The 16,827-nt window shown below is 59.7% G+C and carries 14 protein-coding genes; 2 read left to right on the plus strand and 12 right to left on the minus strand.

What is annotated here, in order from left to right:
* On the minus strand, positions 1 to 1,401 hold the full coding sequence (locus tag A3OQ_RS0103900; protein ID WP_020174047.1) for a bifunctional enoyl-CoA hydratase/phosphate acetyltransferase: 1,401 nt from the start codon (positions 1,399 to 1,401) through the stop codon (positions 1 to 3).
* Positions 1,402 to 1,449: 48 nt separating this feature from the next.
* Entirely contained in the window at positions 1,450 to 3,252 is a 1,803-nt protein-coding gene (locus A3OQ_RS0103905) for a PHA/PHB synthase family protein (RefSeq protein WP_020174048.1), read from the minus strand.
* A 272-nt stretch (positions 3,253 to 3,524) separates the two neighbouring features.
* Between A3OQ_RS0103905 and A3OQ_RS0103910 the strand changes: the two genes are divergently transcribed.
* Positions 3,525 to 3,905 carry a phasin family protein gene (locus tag A3OQ_RS0103910; RefSeq protein WP_161607297.1) on the plus strand — a complete coding sequence of 127 codons (381 nt, stop codon included), beginning with the start codon at positions 3,525 to 3,527 and terminating at the stop codon, positions 3,903 to 3,905.
* A gap of 76 nt (positions 3,906 to 3,981) precedes the next feature.
* Here the strand turns inward: A3OQ_RS0103910 and A3OQ_RS0103915 are convergent, their stop codons facing one another.
* The 10 genes from A3OQ_RS0103915 to A3OQ_RS0103965 all read right to left on the minus strand — a co-directional run bounded on the left by A3OQ_RS0103915 (position 3,982) and on the right by A3OQ_RS0103965 (position 15,716).
* Positions 3,982 to 4,542, minus strand: a complete 561-nt coding sequence (locus A3OQ_RS0103915; RefSeq protein ID WP_020174050.1) for a nitroreductase family protein — start codon at positions 4,540 to 4,542, stop codon at positions 3,982 to 3,984.
* Positions 4,543 to 4,833: 291 nt separating this feature from the next.
* The gene (locus tag A3OQ_RS0103920; RefSeq protein WP_026595466.1) at positions 4,834 to 7,209 is read right to left on the minus strand and encodes a phosphoketolase family protein; all 2,376 of its coding nucleotides are present in this window, start codon (positions 7,207 to 7,209) and stop codon (positions 4,834 to 4,836) included.
* A 217-nt stretch (positions 7,210 to 7,426) separates the two neighbouring features.
* Positions 7,427 to 8,125: a helix-turn-helix domain-containing protein gene (locus A3OQ_RS0103925; protein ID WP_020174052.1), complete on the minus strand. Its 699-nt coding sequence runs from the start codon at positions 8,123 to 8,125 to the stop codon at positions 7,427 to 7,429.
* Positions 8,126 to 8,253: 128 nt separating this feature from the next.
* Positions 8,254 to 8,637 carry a response regulator transcription factor gene (locus A3OQ_RS0103930; protein WP_020174053.1) on the minus strand — a complete coding sequence of 128 codons (384 nt, stop codon included), beginning with the start codon at positions 8,635 to 8,637 and terminating at the stop codon, positions 8,254 to 8,256.
* A 231-nt stretch (positions 8,638 to 8,868) separates the two neighbouring features.
* Entirely contained in the window at positions 8,869 to 9,489 is a 621-nt protein-coding gene (gene fixJ / locus A3OQ_RS0103935) for a response regulator FixJ (protein ID WP_040579864.1), read from the minus strand.
* Complete coding sequence (locus A3OQ_RS0103940) at positions 9,479 to 11,368, minus strand: PAS domain S-box protein (protein WP_020174055.1); 1,890 nt, start codon at positions 11,366 to 11,368, stop codon at positions 9,479 to 9,481. The genes fixJ and A3OQ_RS0103940 overlap by 11 nt, the downstream gene beginning before the upstream one ends.
* Before the next feature lie 196 nt (positions 11,369 to 11,564).
* Positions 11,565 to 12,719 (minus strand): PAS domain S-box protein, encoded by a 1,155-nt coding sequence (locus tag A3OQ_RS0103945; RefSeq protein WP_244427087.1) that lies wholly within the window; start codon positions 12,717 to 12,719, stop codon positions 11,565 to 11,567.
* A 326-nt stretch (positions 12,720 to 13,045) separates the two neighbouring features.
* Positions 13,046 to 13,861 carry an outer membrane protein gene (locus A3OQ_RS0103950; protein ID WP_020174057.1) on the minus strand — a complete coding sequence of 272 codons (816 nt, stop codon included), beginning with the start codon at positions 13,859 to 13,861 and terminating at the stop codon, positions 13,046 to 13,048.
* Positions 13,862 to 14,130: 269 nt separating this feature from the next.
* A complete protein-coding gene (locus A3OQ_RS0103960; RefSeq protein WP_020174059.1) occupies positions 14,131 to 14,553 on the minus strand; it encodes a hypothetical protein in 423 nt (140 codons plus the stop codon).
* Positions 14,554 to 14,720: 167 nt separating this feature from the next.
* Positions 14,721 to 15,716 (minus strand): c-type cytochrome, encoded by a 996-nt coding sequence (locus A3OQ_RS0103965; RefSeq protein WP_020174060.1) that lies wholly within the window; start codon positions 15,714 to 15,716, stop codon positions 14,721 to 14,723.
* 339 nt (positions 15,717 to 16,055) lie between these two features.
* Here A3OQ_RS0103965 and A3OQ_RS0103970 point away from each other — a divergent pair, with 339 nt between their 5' ends.
* The gene (locus tag A3OQ_RS0103970) at positions 16,056 to 16,793 is read left to right on the plus strand and encodes a carbonic anhydrase (RefSeq protein ID WP_051116013.1); all 738 of its coding nucleotides are present in this window, start codon (positions 16,056 to 16,058) and stop codon (positions 16,791 to 16,793) included.
* Positions 16,794 to 16,827: the final 34 nt, after the last annotated feature.

A 16,827-nucleotide genomic window follows, 5' to 3' on the forward strand; every position in this document is an offset into this window, starting at 1 on the left:
TCAGACTCCGACGGCCGTTTGCGCTGCCTTGGCGCGTTCGCGTGCGATCAGCACCGCGACGGCGCAGGAGGCCATGCGGGTGCGTTCGCCATCGGCGCGGCTTGTCAGGATGATCGGAACGCGCGCGCCGAGCACGACGCCGGCGGCATCCGCGCCGGCAAGATAGATAAGCTGCTTTGCCAGCATATTGCCGGATTCGAGATCGGGCACGACCAGAATATCGGCGACGCCTGCCACTTGCGATATGATTCCTTTTTCCGCCGCGGCCGCGGGGCTGATCGCATTGTCGAAGGCGAGCGGTCCGTCCAAAAGACCGCCGGTGATCTGTCCGCGATCGGCCATTTTGCAGAGCGCGGCGGCATCGAGCGTCGAGCGCAGCTTGGGGTTGATCGTTTCGACGGCGGAAAGCACCGCGACGCGCGGCATCTCAATTCCCATGACATGCGCAAGGTCGATGGCGTTTTGCACAATGTCGCGTTTGTCTTCGAGTGTAGGCGCGATGTTAACCGCCGCATCGGTCACGAGCAAAGGCCGCGGATAGGTTGGCACATCCATCAGATAGACATGGCTCAGCCGGCGCTTGGTGAGAAGACCGGCTTCCGGCGCGAGCACGGCGTGAAGCAGTTCGTCCGTATGAAGCGAGCCTTTCATCAAAAGCGCCGCTTCGCCTTTATGCACCAGATCGACAGCCATCGCCGCCGCGGCATTGCTGTGTGGCACGTCGATCAGGCGGAAGGGCGAAATATCGACCTTCGCGTCTTCGGCTGCCTTGAGGATCTTCGCCTTCGGGCCGACCAGGATTGGCGTGATGAGGCCGACACGTGCCGCCTCGACCGCGGCGCCAATCGCATTGGCGTCGCAAGGATGTGCGACGGCGGTCAGCATGGGTTCGCCGCCGGCCGTCCTCGCGAGCAACGTGCGCAACCGTTCGTGGCGGCTCAATTGCACGTCTGGAAGTTCGACGCGCGGTCGTCTCACTTTCTCTTTTGGCGCACGCACATGCGCGGTGCCGCTGATGACCACTTCGCCTTTCTGATTGGTGCATCGGCAATCGAGCGTGAGGTCGCCATGCTCCGGGCGTTTTTCCGTCACCGTCAAAGTGGCCGTGATCGTGTCGCCGATGCTGACGGGATGCAAAAAGCGCAGGTCCTGTCCGAGATAGATCGTGCCGGGTCCGGGCAGTTTCGTGCCGAGCACGCTGGAAATCAGGCCGGCGCCCAGCATCCCATGCGCGATGATCTTGTGGAACATGTCGGTGTCGGCATAGGCCTTGTCCATATGCGCCGGATTGACGTCGCCGCTGATGACCGCGAAGAGGTCGATATCCTGCTGCGTCGTCACGCGCGTGAGACTGGCGCTATCGCCGACCGCGATCTCGTCGAACGTCTTGTTCTCGATCATCGCCTGGGATGCGAGGGGGCTCTGAATATTCACGATGGGTCTCCTCGCTCAGCTTTCGCGCACATAGGTTCCGGGCGCATCGGCGATCGGCGCATAGCCTTTGTCCGGGGCGCCTTGCGGCGGCGGGGCGATCGACGGTCTCGATCGCGCATCGAGCCAGGCGACCCATTTGGGCCACCAGGAGCCTTCCTCTTGCGTGGCGGCTTCCTTCCAATCCTCGGTTGAGAGATAAGGCGCGCCGGGCTTGCGGCGAGCGATGCGGTAATGCCGGTTCTTATGACCGGGCTCACTGACGATGCCGGCATTATGGCCGCCGGAGGTGAGCACGAAGGTGATGTCGCCCTGGTTCAGAAGATGGATCTTATAGACCGAGTGCCAGGGCGCGACATGGTCGGTCTCCGTGCTCACCGAAAAGATCGGAAGCCTGATCTCGGAGATCGCAATCGGCCGGCCTTCGACCATAAAGCGGCCTTCGGCGAGATCATTGTTGAGGAACATGTCGCGCAAATATTCCGAATGCATCTTATAGGGCAGGCGCGTGGCGTCGGCGTTCCAGGCCATCAGATCGAAGGGATGTTCGCGTTCGCCCAGAAGATAGGTCTTGATGATCCGCGACCAGACAAGATCGTTCGAACGCAGCATTTGGAAGGCGCCGGCCATCTGCTTGCTGTCGAGATAGCCTTGCTTCCACATCACATCGTCCAAAAGCGCAAGCTGGCTTTCATCTGTAAAGAGCTGCAGCTCGCCTGCTTCGGTGAAATCCGTCTGCGCCGCGAGCAGCGTCACGCTTGCCAGGCGATTGTCGCCGTCACGCGCCATGGCCGCCGCGGCGATCGACAGCAATGTGCCGCCGATGCAATAGCCGCAGGCATGAACTGGCGCATCTTTGCAAATCGCCTCGATCGCGTCCAAAGCCGCCATGACGCCGAGCCGGCGATAATCGTCGAAGCCTGTGTTGCGCATCTCAGGCCCCGGATTGCGCCACGAAATGCAGAAGACCGTGTAACCTTGCGAGACGAGATAACGGATGAAGGAATTGTGCGGCGAGAGATCCAAAATATAATATTTCATGATCCAGGCCGGCACGATCAGGATCGGCTCGGGCCGGACCTGCTCTGTCGCGGGCGCATATTGGATGAGTTCCATGAGTTCGTTGCGCAGCACCACTTTGCCGGGCGTGACCGCGACATCCTTGCCGACGACGAAGCTCCCTGCATCCTCCATCGGCTGGTGGTTGACGGTGCGGCGCAGATCTTCTGCTAAATTGCGTTCGCCCTTGACGAAGTTCCAGCCGGATCGGCTAACCGTCGCGCGCAACACTTCTGGGTTCATCCAGGGAAAATTCGACGGCGAAAACATGTCGATCATCTGCCGCGCGGCAAAAGACACGACGTCTGCATGTGATTTTGCAACGCCCGGCAAGCCGGTGGTCGCATCGCGCCACCATTCCTCGCCGAGAAGAAATGCCTCCGCGATAAAGTTGAATGGCGGCTGCGACCAAGCTGCGTCCTGAAACCGATGGTCCTCCGGCTTGGGTGTCGTCCATTGCGCCGGCGATGCGAGGCGCGCCCATTGCTGGGCCGCTTCTTCGGCGAGTTCGATCTGCCGTCCGGGAGCATTGGCGAGATGCAGGCCCCAGTCGAGATAGGCAAGCGTCAGCGACACCGGGGACAATGAGCCGGTGAAACGCGCCTGCGCGGCATGCAAAAGCCGGTCGAGTGTATTGCCGCCTGACTGATTGTCCGTTTCAATCTTTGCTTCCGGCGCGAGCTGCGCGGAACCGGCTTCATTTTGATGATCGGGCTGGTATGTCAGGCTGAAGCGCTTATCGGCAGCGATTAAATCGAGCATGCGAACTCCTGCGGGGAGAAAACCTCTTCGTCCGCGAGGCTGCGCACGAAGAGGAAGGACGGTCGCTGCCGTCTCTTGAAAGTTAGGCGCGGCGCGGTTCATTTCCATTGATCGGAGTCAAACACAGCGAAGGAAAGGCTCCGACGCCGGCCGATGTGTGCTGTTTTGATCAGGATCAAGGCGGTTGCATCGGTTATGTGCGTGCATGCGCGTGCATCAGACGCTGAGATGGTGACATCCCTATGTCGTCACGCGATGCGCAGGAGAAGCACATGACCGACGCATCGCAATTCGAAACGAAAGTCCCGGGCCTTGACGGTTCGTTTCCGGCAAAATTTCTCGAGGTGCAGGAACGCAATGCCGAAATCCTGACGTCGGCCAATGAGATCGTGGCCAAGACCGCGAAAGCCATTGGAGAGAACCAAACCGAATTTCTGCAGCAGGAAGCGGAACAGGCTTCGAAAGCTCTCACGCCCGTCAAATTCGACGGGGACGCCGGCGCGGCGCTCTCCGCCTTCGGCAACCAAATGCAAGAGAATTCCAAAAAGCTGATCAGCCATATGCGGACGATCAACGATCTCGTCTTCGATTGCGGATGGCAGCTCTTCAAGCTTTGTGCCGACAGCTTCCGGCAGCCGCCTAAGCATTCGTGAATATACAGTCGTAGGGCGGATACCTGCCGCCGAACCGGCTGAGATCCGCCGGTTCGGATTTAGGTCTTCCGCGGCCTCAATCGATCCAATGCACGGCCGGCGTCTTGCGCGGCACAGGCGGCGTCTCGCCCTTCGGCGTACCCACGATGATTGGCGCAACCGGAATATAATGCGGATCGAGTTCGACAGCCTGTTTGCCTTCGGCCGTCTCCAGCCATTTTTGAGCAAAACCGATCCAGCATGTCCCTAAGCCTTGACCACGCGCGGCGAGCATCAAATTCTCGGCGGCGAGCGCGGCATCTTCAATGGCGAAATCGCCGCTGAGCGTGGAAATCAGAATAACCGCAGGGGCATGGTAGAAAACGTGAAAGTCGGACGCTGCGGTCAAATGCTCGCGCACACGGCTTCCGGCAGAGGCCAAATCCGTCACCTTCAGCATATGTGCCTTTGACGCGTCGGAAATCCGATCGAGCAAGGCTTGGTTCTGAATGATCGTAAAGTGCCAGTGTTCGGCATTATTCGCGCTGGGCGCCAAGGTAGCGGCATCCACGAGACCGAGCAAAACCTCTTTCGGAACCGGCGCATCGGTGAAAGCGCGGACCGAGCGGCGATGCCTTATTGCGTCCATCAATTCCATGTCGATCTCCCTTTTCGAGATTTCGAGCCTGGAACCTCGCCCTTATCGCGGCTTTGACCTGACGCAATTTGGCGATCAACGGCGCGTGATCGGGGGTTATGGAAGTCTGCGGCTCTACGGACGGCCAATTAATGAGGCCGTACCAACTCTCTCCCCTTGCGGGAGAGGGTGGTCGGCGGAGCCGACCGGGTGAGGGTTAAGATGCTGCCCCCTCATCCGCCTCGCATTCGCTCGGCACCTTCTCCCGCGAGGGGAGAAGGTGAGCACACCGCCATTCGTTCATGCAATTGTCTAAGCTTCGTGCGGCCAGCGCCAGTCGCTGATCTCCGGCATATCCTTGCCGTGCTCTGCGATATAGCGCTTGTGCTCGATGAGCCTGTCGCGGATCGCCTGTTTGGCATAGACGGCCGCGGCGCCAAGCTTCGGCACCCGGTCGATGACATCGGCGACAAGATGAAAGCGGTCGAGCTCGTTGCGCACCACCATGTCGAAAGGCGTCGTCGTCGAGCCTTCTTCCTGGTAGCCGTGGACATGCATATTGCCGTGATTGGTCCGGCGATAGGCAAGCCGGTGAATGAGCCAGGGATAGCCGTGATAGGCGAAGATCACCGGCTTGTCCTTGGTGAAGAGCGCGTCGAAATCCTTATCGGCCAGGCCATGCGGATGCTGGCTCTTCGGCTGCAGAGTCATCAGATCGACGACGTTCACGACGCGCACTTTGAGATCCGGCACATGCTGATGCAGAAGATCGACCGCGGCCAGGGTCTCCAAAGTCGGAACATCGCCGGCACAGGCCATGACGACATCCGGCTCGCTGCCGCGATCGTTGCTCGCCCATTCCCAGATGCCGATGCCCTGCGTGCAATGTTTGATCGCGGCGTCCATGTTGAGCCATTGCGGCGAAGGCTGTTTGCCCGCGACGATGACATTGATGCGGTCCCAGCTTCTGAGGCAATGGTCGGTGACATAGAGAAGGGTATTGGCGTCCGGCGGAAAATAGACCCGGACGATATCGGCCTTTTTATTCACGACATGATCGACGAAGCCCGGGTCCTGATGGCTGAAGCCGTTGTGATCCTGCCGCCAGACATGCGAGGTCAAAAGATAGTTCAGCGATGCGATCGGCCGACGCCAGGCGATTTCGCGCGAGGTTTTCAGCCATTTGGCGTGCTGGTTGAACATCGAATCGACGATGTGGATGAAGGCTTCATAGCAGGAAAACAGGCCATGGCGGCCGGTGAGCAGATAGCCTTCGAGCCAGCCCTGGCAGGTGTGCTCGCTCAAAATCTCCATCACGCGGCCATTGGGCGCGAGATAAGTGTCCTCGGGAATCGTCTCCGCATCCCAGGCGCGGTCGGTGACTTCGAAAAGCGCTTGCAGCCGGTTCGATGCGGTCTCGTCCGGACCGAACACCCGGAAATTCCGGGCGGTGGCATTATCCCGCATCACGTCGCGCAGGAACGCGCCCATGACGGCGGTGGCTTCGGCCTCGGGCTCGCCCGGATGCGGTACGGTGACGGCATAGGCGCTGAAATCCGGCAGCCGCAATGGCCGCATCAAAGCGCCGCCATTGGCATGCGGATTGGCGCTCATCCGGCGGGTGCCGGACGGTGCGAGCGCCGCGATCTCTGCGCGCAAGGCGCCTTTCTCGTCGAAGAGCTCGTCGGGCTTATAGCTTCGCATCCAGTCGTCGAGCAGGCTCAAATGTTCCGGCTTATCGAGCGTGAAGGGCACCTGATGCGAGCGCCAGAATCCTTCGGTCTTCAATCCGTCGACGGTTTTGGGTCCGGTCCAGCCTTTGGGGCTGCGCAGCACGATCATCGGCCAGATCGGGCGTCCTACCGCCGGTCCGCCCGCGCGGGCTTCTTGCTGAATGGCTTCTATCGCCGCGACCGCGCTATCCAAAGCCGCGGCCATGGCCTGATGCATCAGCATCGGATCGTCGCCTTCGACGAAAATCGGCGCGTAGCCATAGCCGCGCAATAAAGCATCGAGTTCGCCATGGCTGATGCGGGCGAGCACGGTTGGATTGGCGATCTTATAGCCGTTCAAATGCAGAATCGGCAGAACTGCGCCGTCACTCACGGGATTAAGGAATTTATTGCCGTGCCAAGCGGTCGCGAGCGGCCCCGTTTCGGCCTCGCCGTCGCCGATGACGCAAGCCGCGATCAAATCGGGATTGTCGAAGACCGCGCCGAAGGCATGCGAGAGGGAATAGCCGAGTTCGCCGCCTTCGTGGATCGATCCGGGCGTGTCCGGCGAAGCATGGCTCGGGATGCCGCCCGGGAAGGAGAATTGCCGGAAAAGGCGGCGCATCCCCTCTTCATCCTGCGAAATCTCGGGATAGACCTCGCTATAGGTGCCCTCGAGCCAGCAATTGGCCACGACGCCCGGCGCACCATGACCGGGGCCGGCGATAAAAAGCACGTTGAGATCGTGTGCTTTGATGAGGCGATTCAAATGCGCATAGATGAAATTGAGGCCAGGCGTCGTGCCCCAATGGCCGAGCAGGCGCGGCTTGACATCTGCGAGCGTGAGCGGCTCGCGTAGCAGCGGATTGTCGAGAAGATAAACCTGGCCGACCGACAGATAATTCGCCGCGCGCCACCAAGCCTGGATGAGATCGAGTTCGTCTTGGGATAGCGGCTTTGCGTCTCGATCCGGCATGTCAATGAGACCCGTCGTCATTGCCGTCCCTCTCGATTCGGTCAGATCAGGAAGCCTTATCCGCAACGATGGTTCCGGCTCAAGGCGGGAGCATAACCAGACCGGACATCGTCCAGATCCGACGTCCGGTCAGGTTATGCTCCACCTCGTCGATGTGAGTCTGATGACATTTTCACGTTCAAAGTTTGGATCGATTCAAATCCAAACCAATCGTGATTCAGGCGTTCATGTGTTGCAGCGCGGCCATATCCTTCAGCCGGATCTGCCGGGCGGTGGGGAGTTCGATCAGCGCGTCGCGCTCAAGCTGTGAGAGCGTCCGCGACACGGTTTCGATGGTGAGGCCAAGATAGTCGGCAATGTCCTGGCGCGTCATCGCCAAGCTGACAACGGTGCCGGCGGGGGATTGTTCAGCCCATTCGATGAGGAAGGCGGCGACTTTCTCGACGGCGCTTCTGCGGCCGAGCAGCAGAGAATGTTCCTGCGCCCGGGTGAAGCTGCGCATGGCATAAGTGAAAAGCTGCTGTGACAGGACTTCGTCATTGGCGGTTTCGATGCCGCGGCGGCGATAGGGGATCACCGTGCAATCGCAAACGGCCTCGGCCGAAAGCGTATGTTCCCAGCCCATTTCGAAGCCGAAAATATCGCCGGCAACGTGGAAAGCGTCGATCTGGCGGCGTCCGTCGCTCAGGAATTTGCAGGTCCGAATGACACCCGAAACCACCTTGAAGAAAACCCCGGCATTGTCGCCTTCGCCGTAAATTTCCCGGTCCTGGGCAAAATGCTGAACCGATCCCGAGGGCTGAAGCCCGCCGCTCGCCGCCCCGCCATCGACCGTTTTTAACCAAGACGTGCGGGCGAGCAGAGCTTGATCGGCCGTGGAAACAGGATTGGACGGGATGGCGAGTTGTGCTGACATCGGGGGCCTCGTTGGCGTGCAAGGTTGACCCGTTCTGTCTATCGGGTGTTCCACCCCCAGAATATTCGGTTAGGTCCTACGCTTTGCCACCTAGGGATTCTACCTAGGGCAGCCTGCCGCAGGGTCGGCTAGAGGGGGTCGGCGCCACCCAAAACAGCCTGAATATTGTCGAGGAGGGCCCCATCGAGCAGCGGTTTTTCCAGAATCCGGCGAACGCCCGCCGCTTTGGCGCGGCGCAAAATGGCATTGGTGGCGCGGCTCGTGATGAGAATGACGGGAACCGGCGTCTTCCGCGCCGCCAGCTGCTCGAGAACTTCGAGCCCGTCCATCACCGGCATTTTATAGTCGAGCAGGATACAGCGCGCCGCCGGCAGATCCGGGTGATTCAGCAATTCTTCGCCGCTGCCGCAGACGCGCACGGTGAGTCCCTCCAGCTCCAAGGCGAATTTAAGTGATTCGCGGACGGCCAAGTCGTCGTCGACGACAAGGACTATCTCCTGACCGTGAGTCATAATCTTGGGGCCATGATTTGGGGAACTCCGCCGCAAGCCGCACTTTTTTCGCAAATCGCTTTTTAGAGAAAGAGCGGGGGTGGGCGCCTTGATATAGCGCAACCGGACAATGCGGGATTGGGCGGAGGGTTCAGAACGTGACCGCTTTGAGTTGAATCGTCGTCACGTTCTAATCGTTTGTTTTAACACATGATCTTGTCCAAAAAGTCTGCAACTTTATGGGGTCATGCTCTAATCGCCGGGGAGGGCTTTGGCGAGAAGCGACATGCGGATGAGATCGGAAAGGCTGGTCGCGCCCATTTTCGTCATGACATTGGCCCGATGGACCTCGACCGTACGCGGGCTGAGATTGAGGTCATAGGCGATGGTCTTGTTCGGATGCCCGGCGAGGAGCCCTTGCAATACTTGCCGCTCGCGGGCCGACAGAGACTGAAGTTTCGTCTGAATTTGGGCGATTTCCGCCTCGCGATGCCCCGCCTCGGAAAAGCGGGCGAGCGCCGTGTTGATTGCCGATAGCAGCAATTCGTCGTCGAAGGGTTTTTCGATGAAATCGATCGCGCCCGCCTTCATCGCCTCGACGGCGAGCGGCACGTCGGCATGGCCCGTCATGATGATGAAGGGAAGGTTGATATCGAGGCCCTTCAGACGCCGCTGCAGTTCAAGGCCGTCGATGCCCGGCATGCGCACATCGCTGATGATGCATCCGGGCTGCAGGGTTGCGAGCGCATCGAGAAAGGCTGTTCCCGATTCGTAGACCCGCACCGCGTGCCCGGCCGTCGTCAACAGAAACGCCAAGGCCTGCCGCACGCTTTCATCATCATCGATCAGATGCACAACAGCACTACTTGCCATCGTCCAGCTCCTCCGGGCCGATGGTCTTGAGGGTCAGGCGAAAGATGGTGCCGCCGCCCGGATTAGGTTCGGCCCAAAGATGGCCGCCATGGGCTTCGATAATCGTCCGCGAAATGGAGAGCCCGACTCCCATGCCTTCGCGTTTGGTCGTGACGAAGGGTTGAAAAAGCTGTTTCGCGATCTCCTCGGCGATGCCCGGCCCAGTGTCAGCCACGTCGATCCGCACGGTCTCGCCGTCCAAGGCATGAGTGGAGATCGTCAGTTCGCGCTTCGTCACTTCCTGCATGGCTTCGATCGCATTGCGCATCAGATTGAGCAAAACCTGCTGGACCTGGATCTTGTCGGCCAGAACGAATTCGGCGCGCGCGTCGAGCTGGAACATGACCCTGACGCCGGTTTCCTTGGCGCCGACGAGCGCGAGCGCGCTGGCTTCTTCGACGAGTTTGGGCAGATTTTCAATCTGCCGTTCGTTTTCGCCCCGCGCCACGAAGTCGCGCAAGCGGCGGATGATCTGGCCCGCCCGCAAGACCTGCTCGGCGGCGTGCTCGATGGCGTCGCGCGCCGTCGGCAGAGTCTCGGCCTGGCCGCCGTCCATAAGCCGCCGCGCGCCGTTCAAATAGCTCGCCGCGGCGGTCAGCGGCTGATTCAACTCGTGCGCCAAGGTCGAGGCCATTTCGCCCAGCGCCGAGAACCGGGACATGTGGATGAGTTCGGCCTGCAATTCCTGCAGCCGCAATTGGGTCTGCTGCCGTTCCGTCAGATCGCGGACGAATCCGGTAAAAAAGCGGCGCTCGCCCCAGCGCATTTCGCCGACCGACAATTCCATCGGAAAGGTCGAACCGTCCTTGCGTGAACCAACCACAAGGCGGCCTATTCCGATGATCCGCTTTTCGCCGGTCAGGAGGTAGCGGTTGAGATAGCCGTCATGCTGTTCGCGATAGGGCTGGGGCATGAGAACGCTGACGTTCTGGCCGATGGCTTCCGCCGCCGAATAGCCGAATAGCCGTTCGGCCGTGGCGCTGAAGGATTGCATGATTCCCGCCGTGTCGATGACGATCATGGCGTCCGGGACCGTGTCGAGGACGGATTGCAAATGCGCTTCGCGCTCGGCTAGCGCGCTTTGCGCGCGTTTGGCAGCGGTAATATCGCGCGCGACCTTGGATGCGCCGAGCAGGCGTCCGGCATGATCCCAGACGGGCGAGACCGTCACCGCGACATCGATGATCTCCCCGTCCTTGCAAAGCCGGCGCGTCTCGAAATGTTCGACCCGCTCGCCGCGCTTGATCCGGTCGAGAATGATGTCAGTTTCGCCCTCTTGTCCGGGAGGCAGAAGAATCGAGATCGATTGGCCGACGATCTCGTCGGCACCGTAGCCGAAAATCGCCTCGGCGCCGCGGTTCCAATCGGTGACGATGCCGTCGAGCGATTTGCCGATAATGGCGTCTTCCGACGAAGCCACGATGGCGGCAAGCCTGCTATTGGCTTCTTCCGACGCTTTCCTTTGGACGATATCGATCAGAATCCCGCGCTGCTCGCCACGCGCCGGAAAGCTGGCGCCGCGCATGCGAAGCCAGAGGCTCTTGCCATCGGTGGGCACGGTTCGGAAATCGAGATCAAAACTTTCGCCCTTGGCAAAACTTTGCCGTAGCGCATGATCGATGCCATTGCGGTCGTCCTGATAAAGCCTTTCGAGAAAGGCCGGATAGGCTAAGGCCGCGTCGGAAGTGCCGATCAATTCGCGCGCGCGCCCCGACAGATGGACGAGATTGCTCGCAAGATCCCAGCGCCACGTGCCGAGGCCGGACGCCTCTATGGCGAGGAAGCCGTCCGCGTCCCCGGCGATGAGTGCGGAAGAAGGCTGCGGCTCTTGGACTGCCATTGACGAAATGCCCGGGGGCGCAGGACGGGTCTGCCATGCGCGATATAGCCTCAAACTACCAAAAGCCGTCCTAAACGCCTATCGCCCGCTGGGCGGATAGCGCTTAAATCGCTTGGATTTCGACAATTTATGGTGATCGGCGTCTGCCGGCCCTGCCGCCGTGCATATTTCGCCTGGGCGAGATCAGGTGCCCGGGTTATGCGCCCAAGCGCTCCATCGGGACGCGGAGCTTGATGACAAGCCCCTCCTGTTTCCATTCGTGATCGATCGTGCCCTGCAAGTGGCCTTGGACGGTCGCTCGCGCGAGCCTGCTTCCGAAACCTTCCGGTCCGGCCTTTTCCGGCAATGGCGGTCCATCGGACTCCGTCCAGATCACGTGAATGTCCTGATCCGCCGCGGCGAGATGCACGTGCAACTTGCCCTTAAGCGAGGACAGCGCCCCATATTTTGCGGAATTGGTGGCGAATTCATGCAGCAGCAGGGCAAGGCTCGTCAAAGACGATTCGCCGACCGCCGCATCGCATCCATCGATGAGAATAAGGCGCCCCTCCGTTTGGAAGGGAGCGAGAATCGTTTTCAGGAGCGCGGTGAGCGTGGTTTCCCGATTGGGCTTGACCTCGTCTGCCTGAAGACTAGGCAAGGTCAGATCATGCGCACGGGCGAGCGCCGATAGCCGCTCCCGGATCGCGGCGGCAAGCGCCTCCGGCGTTTCGGCCGAGCGGGCGCTGAGGGTCACAAGGCCGGTCGCGAGCGCGAAAAGATTTTTCACGCGGTGGTTCATCTCCCGGAGCAGGAGCAATTGTTTCTCCTGGCCGCGCTTGCTGTCGGTGATGTCGCGCGCGATCTTGGAGGCGCCGACGATCATCCCCTCGTCATTGCGAATGGGCGAGATGGTCAGCGAAATATCGAGCAGACTGCCGTCTTTGCGGCGCCGGATCGTCTCGAAATGATCGACGCGTTCGCCCACCTCGATGCGCTTGATGATTCTCGGTTCTTCCTCGAGACGATCGGGCGGGATGAGTATCGTTATGGGCTGGCCGATGGCCTCGTCGGCGCTATAGCCGAAAAGGCGTTCGGCGCTTTTGTTCCAGCTCGTGATAATGCCCGCGAGCGTCTTACTGATGATGGCATCATCCGACGATTCGACGATGGCCGAGAACAAACTGGCGGTATCTTGGATTTGCCGCCGTTGCTTCGCGTCTTTTTGCGCGGCCTGGCCGCCACCGGCAGTCACCTTCTGAGCAGCACCCGCGGCATCGGCAGATGCACGCTGCCCGGCAGGAGAACACTGGACGAAGGGATTTTCACGCATTTTCGGGATGATTTGGGCGATGGGATTAGACCTTTTCACCACCCCTGCTTCCATTGGCGGTGCCGAACGCCATAAAGGTAGAAATCTCAGCACCCCGAGGACAGCAAAAGGCGCATCCATAAATATACTTATTTTCCGCCGGTAAAACAGGGGGCGCGGGGCTTAATTTCTCTGGGATTGGGGACGCTTTGGATTTTCGCCGCCGCCAGCTTGGCACTCAGCTTGGCCGAGTGCTGCCGCCCGGTGCCAAACCCGCGCCAACATCGACCGAACGCCATTCCGCCAACGAACCCGGCACGAAAATGCCGGCAGTCGCAACTGCCGGCGCAAGTTTTCCGAGACGGACCTCGGCTCGAGAGAGAATCTCAATATTTGGCGACGACCGGCGGCGGCGGCGTATACCAATCGAACTTGTAGCTGAAGCCGGCGCGCACCGCATTGTCGGTGACATGCGTGCGGACGACAAATCCCGCATAGGTCGCTGCGAGGCCATCAGTGAGGCGACCGAAATCAGTATAGCGATATTCGGCGCGCACCGACCAATTATTGGTGACGGCATATTCGATACCGCCGCCAACGGTCCAGCCCGTGCGGCTGTTTGAGAACGAGTCAACTCCGGGCGGTGTGGCCGGGATAGCTGGCAAGGCTAGTGCACCAAGAGGAGCCGGCACGCCAGGCGTGCCGGTTGACGCATAGGACGTGCGGATATTCGCGAAGGCAACACCGCCGGTCGCGTAGAAGAGCGCGCGATCCCAAGCAATGCCGACGCGGCCGCGAATCGACCCTTCGGCGTTGATGCGTGAGTTGTAGGAAGTGAAGGCGGCCGGGACAGCTCCGAAGAAACTGCTGGAACCCGAGTAGCTCGTCCCGTCGACATCGCCTTCAAGACCGAAAACAAATTGGCTGACTTGATAATTGAAACCGACATGCGCGCCGCCGACAACGCCGCTCGCATTATAGCTCGAGAGGCTCGAGACAAAAATGCTTCCCGGGCCATATTCGCTCGGATTGGTCGTGCCCCATTGATAGCCGATCTGACCGCCGATGTAGACGCCGGTCCAAGTGAAGATCGGCGGCGGTATGAAAACCGGCGGCGCCTTGCGAGAGGGAAGGTCGGCAGCCAAAGCGGTGCCCGTCAAAGCTGCAACGGCAATCGAAGATAAAAGCAAATGTCGGATCATAATAAATCCCCCAATCCACTGAAATGGAGGCTGCCATGTCGACCCATCTGAATCCATCAGAAAGCAGTTTTACGGATGTATGCGCCGTTCGATATCCGCGACCTGTGGCCGGACCGATACATGTTTGCGAATGACGCAGCTTTAGCGCGACAGATGGATGTCGACAATTCGTCAGATCTTCACATTGAAAAAGCGGATGAATGCATGGATACGGCAAGCTGATACCAGACAGCCGAAGCGTCATCTCTGCCTTGCCCACGCGCAAGCATTCAAAGAATGATCGACGGGTCGCAGTGCTTGTCTTCAAGCGGGATTTTGAACTTGAAAACCGCGCCCGGTCTGAGGCTGCGGATATGCGTCACGGCGTGCTTTCCGACAAAGGTAATATCTCTGACCGGAATGTTCGAAAAATCCGCATCGAGTGCGACGCCAAACCGCGACATGTTCATGATGCGCGCATCATATCTCTTGCCGTTTTTCAAAGTGAACGATGTCGCTGTCCATAGAGGAACGAAGCGTTCTTCGCTTCTTGTTTCGATCGTTCTTTCCGCGATAGCGGAGGGTGTTTTATTGGTGTTGAGCAGTTTCGAGATTCTGCGATTCAAATTTGCTGCTTGTTCGGCATCCGCCGGATGAGGCTCCGGCCGCTTCGCACGAGGACGCACAAGGTCGCGCAGCTTGAACATGGCCATCCCAAACGCCGTTCCGCAAAACACACGCGTGTTAAGCTGCCATCCAAGCACCCAAAAGTTGACGGCCGATTGCACGATCGGTGAAAATCGACTGGATCGGCTTTGAAGCGAAACAATCCACAGCGGCCGCTAAGTAGAACTGCCGATCCAGCTCCGTTCAAACCGCTTCATTTTGCATCCTGCGATCGTTTTTCCTCGGCTTTCAGACGCGCCAATTCCGCGCGGATCGGAGCGAAGGGTCCGTATTTATGCTGCGCTTCCGGAAACTGATCGGCGTAAGGCCCATAGGCCGCGTCGACGGGTTTATTCAGGAGGTCGTCGGAGAAGTCGTGTTCGAGCCCTGATTTATGCGGCCGCGCCTGCGATTCCACATAGGCCGCGATATCCCACGCGTCTTCTATCGTCAGGTTCGGGTTTCGGTAATCGGCTCCATGCGGCATGTTGGAATGAAGGAAATTCGCAAGCGTGATGAGCCTCGCCATGCCCGCTCCGTCGTTGAAACTGTCGTCGCCCCACAGCGGCGGCACGGCATAGCCGAGGCTCAATGCCTGCTTGCTTCGGGCAATGCCTGTTCCGTTGATATTGTGGCAGTCGAGGCACGAGCCCGTATAGAGCAACTCGCCGTGCTTCGGGTCCGCGGCGCGATCGAGTTCCGGCATGCTGCCCGCGCCGTGCCCCGCGAGCTGGTCGCCTTTCGTGAGACCGGTCGAGAGAAATTTGACGTATGCCGTCAGCGCTTGCATTTCCGGCGAGTCGACGGGAAGCGGGCGCCCGTTCATGCTCCGCGTCATGCAGGAATTGATACGGTCCTCGATCGAAATATTGGCGCCCGTCCGTCCGCTGTAATGCGGGAAATCCCAATAGAGCCCATAGATAGGCAGGCCGAATTTCTTCGTGCCTGCCTGGAGATGGCAATTGCCGCAGGCGAGATCGTTGCCGGCAAAGCGATTGTCCTTGTCGAGGGCGTGGGGGCCTATGAAGGCATAGGTCATGGTGATGAGGTCGCGCCCGCGCCGCACGAGCTTGCCATGCGCGTCATCCGGCAGCGCGTTGATGCCTGGGATGGCCCAGACCGAAGGGCTTTGCTTGCCGCTGGCTTGCGCCTGATCCGGGCTTTTCTCCTCTGCCAAGGCCGGAAAGGCGAAGAGCGCGAAAAGGGCCATCACCGCTCGGGGGCCGATAGGGCTCAAAGTCATGGGATTGGTCCTCTCCGAGGCGAATCGCTCTTCCACCTAATGAACCGGCAGCATGTCATGACACATACAAAGGACAAAGGCATCGTAAGCGCGGCTGCAATCTCGCCCTCAATCATGCTAGAGCGGGATGGGGACAAGGTGTGGGCGGTTTTGCGATGCAATCAAGTTGACGGAGTTTGCGTCAACTTGATTGCATCAGCCCACCTCTAAACCATGAAAATAAGTCACTGTGATTTGGGATTGATTCAATCCGAAATCACAGTGACCCTAAAAAATCGATATCAAGACTCAATGGGAGGAATTGTCATGCCGCTGTCGCGCCGCTCCATGCTTGGAGGCTTATTCGCTTGTCCGGTCTGCGCGATGGCGGCGCGTGCCGAAGGCCCGCATTGGAATTATGAGGAGGCGCCGAAATGGGGCGAACTCGATAAGACCTTCGAGGCTTGCGCCACCGGCCGCCAGCAATCGCCGATCGACCTGACCAACGCGATCCACGCGGAGCTGCCGGCGCTCAAGATCGATTGGAAGCCCCAGCCCTTCAAAATCGCCAATAATGGCCATACGATCCAGGCCGACGCCGCGCCAGGAGGCAGTCTGGTGCTCGACGGCAAAACATTCGAGCTGAAACAGTTTCACTTTCACGCGCCAAGCGAACACACGGTCGCCGGCGTGCGCACGGCGATGGAAGCGCATTTCGTGCATGCGGGGCCGGACGGCCAGCTCGCGGTCATCGGCGTCTTTCTCAAACCCGGCAAATCCAACGACGCTTTTGCCGCCGTCATGGCGCAGGCGCCGAAGCAGGCCGGCAGCCAGCTTGCGAAATCCGACATCGACCCGAAAGCCTTTCTGCCGGGCAAAAGCAGCACTTATTATTATGAGGGCTCGCTGACGACGCCGCCCTGTTCGGAGATCGTCAATTGGATCGTCTATGCCGACCCGATCGACGTGGCGCAGGCCGATATCGACGCCTTCAAAACGATCTATGCGATGAACGCGCGGCCCATTCAGGAGCGCAATCGCCGCTATATTTTGGGAAGCCCGTGAGGAATGTTTGATACGTCCGCACTGGCAGGCGCTT

Source organism: Methyloferula stellata AR4 (genome assembly GCF_000385335.1).
GTDB lineage: Bacteria > Pseudomonadota > Alphaproteobacteria > Rhizobiales > Beijerinckiaceae > Methyloferula > Methyloferula stellata.

Excerpts from the sequence above, each read along its gene's own strand:
- A3OQ_RS0103900 (WP_020174047.1), bottom strand. The coding sequence starts at position 1,401 with ATGATCGAGAACAAGACGTTCGACGAGATCGCGGTCGGCGATAGCGCC.
- A3OQ_RS0103915 (WP_020174050.1), bottom strand. The coding sequence starts at position 4,542 with ATGGAATTGATGGACGCAATAAGGCATCGCCGCTCGGTCCGCGCTTTC.
- A3OQ_RS0103930 (WP_020174053.1), bottom strand. The coding sequence starts at position 8,637 with ATGACTCACGGTCAGGAGATAGTCCTTGTCGTCGACGACGACTTGGCC.
- A3OQ_RS0103950 (WP_020174057.1), bottom strand. The coding sequence starts at position 13,861 with ATGATCCGACATTTGCTTTTATCTTCGATTGCCGTTGCAGCTTTGACG.
- fixJ (WP_040579864.1), bottom strand. The coding sequence starts at position 9,489 with ATGGCAAGTAGTGCTGTTGTGCATCTGATCGATGATGATGAAAGCGTG.
- A3OQ_RS0103965 (WP_020174060.1), bottom strand. The coding sequence starts at position 15,716 with ATGGCCCTTTTCGCGCTCTTCGCCTTTCCGGCCTTGGCAGAGGAGAAA.
- A3OQ_RS0103910 (WP_161607297.1), top strand. The coding sequence starts at position 3,525 with ATGACCGACGCATCGCAATTCGAAACGAAAGTCCCGGGCCTTGACGGT.
- A3OQ_RS0103970 (WP_051116013.1), top strand. The coding sequence starts at position 16,056 with ATGCCGCTGTCGCGCCGCTCCATGCTTGGAGGCTTATTCGCTTGTCCG.
- A3OQ_RS0103905 (WP_020174048.1), bottom strand. The coding sequence starts at position 3,252 with ATGCTCGATTTAATCGCTGCCGATAAGCGCTTCAGCCTGACATACCAG.
- A3OQ_RS0103925 (WP_020174052.1), bottom strand. The coding sequence starts at position 8,125 with ATGTCAGCACAACTCGCCATCCCGTCCAATCCTGTTTCCACGGCCGAT.
- A3OQ_RS0103940 (WP_020174055.1), bottom strand. The coding sequence starts at position 11,368 with ATGGCAGTCCAAGAGCCGCAGCCTTCTTCCGCACTCATCGCCGGGGAC.
- A3OQ_RS0103960 (WP_020174059.1), bottom strand. The coding sequence starts at position 14,553 with ATGGCCATGTTCAAGCTGCGCGACCTTGTGCGTCCTCGTGCGAAGCGG.
- A3OQ_RS0103920 (WP_026595466.1), bottom strand. The coding sequence starts at position 7,209 with ATGCCGGATCGAGACGCAAAGCCGCTATCCCAAGACGAACTCGATCTC.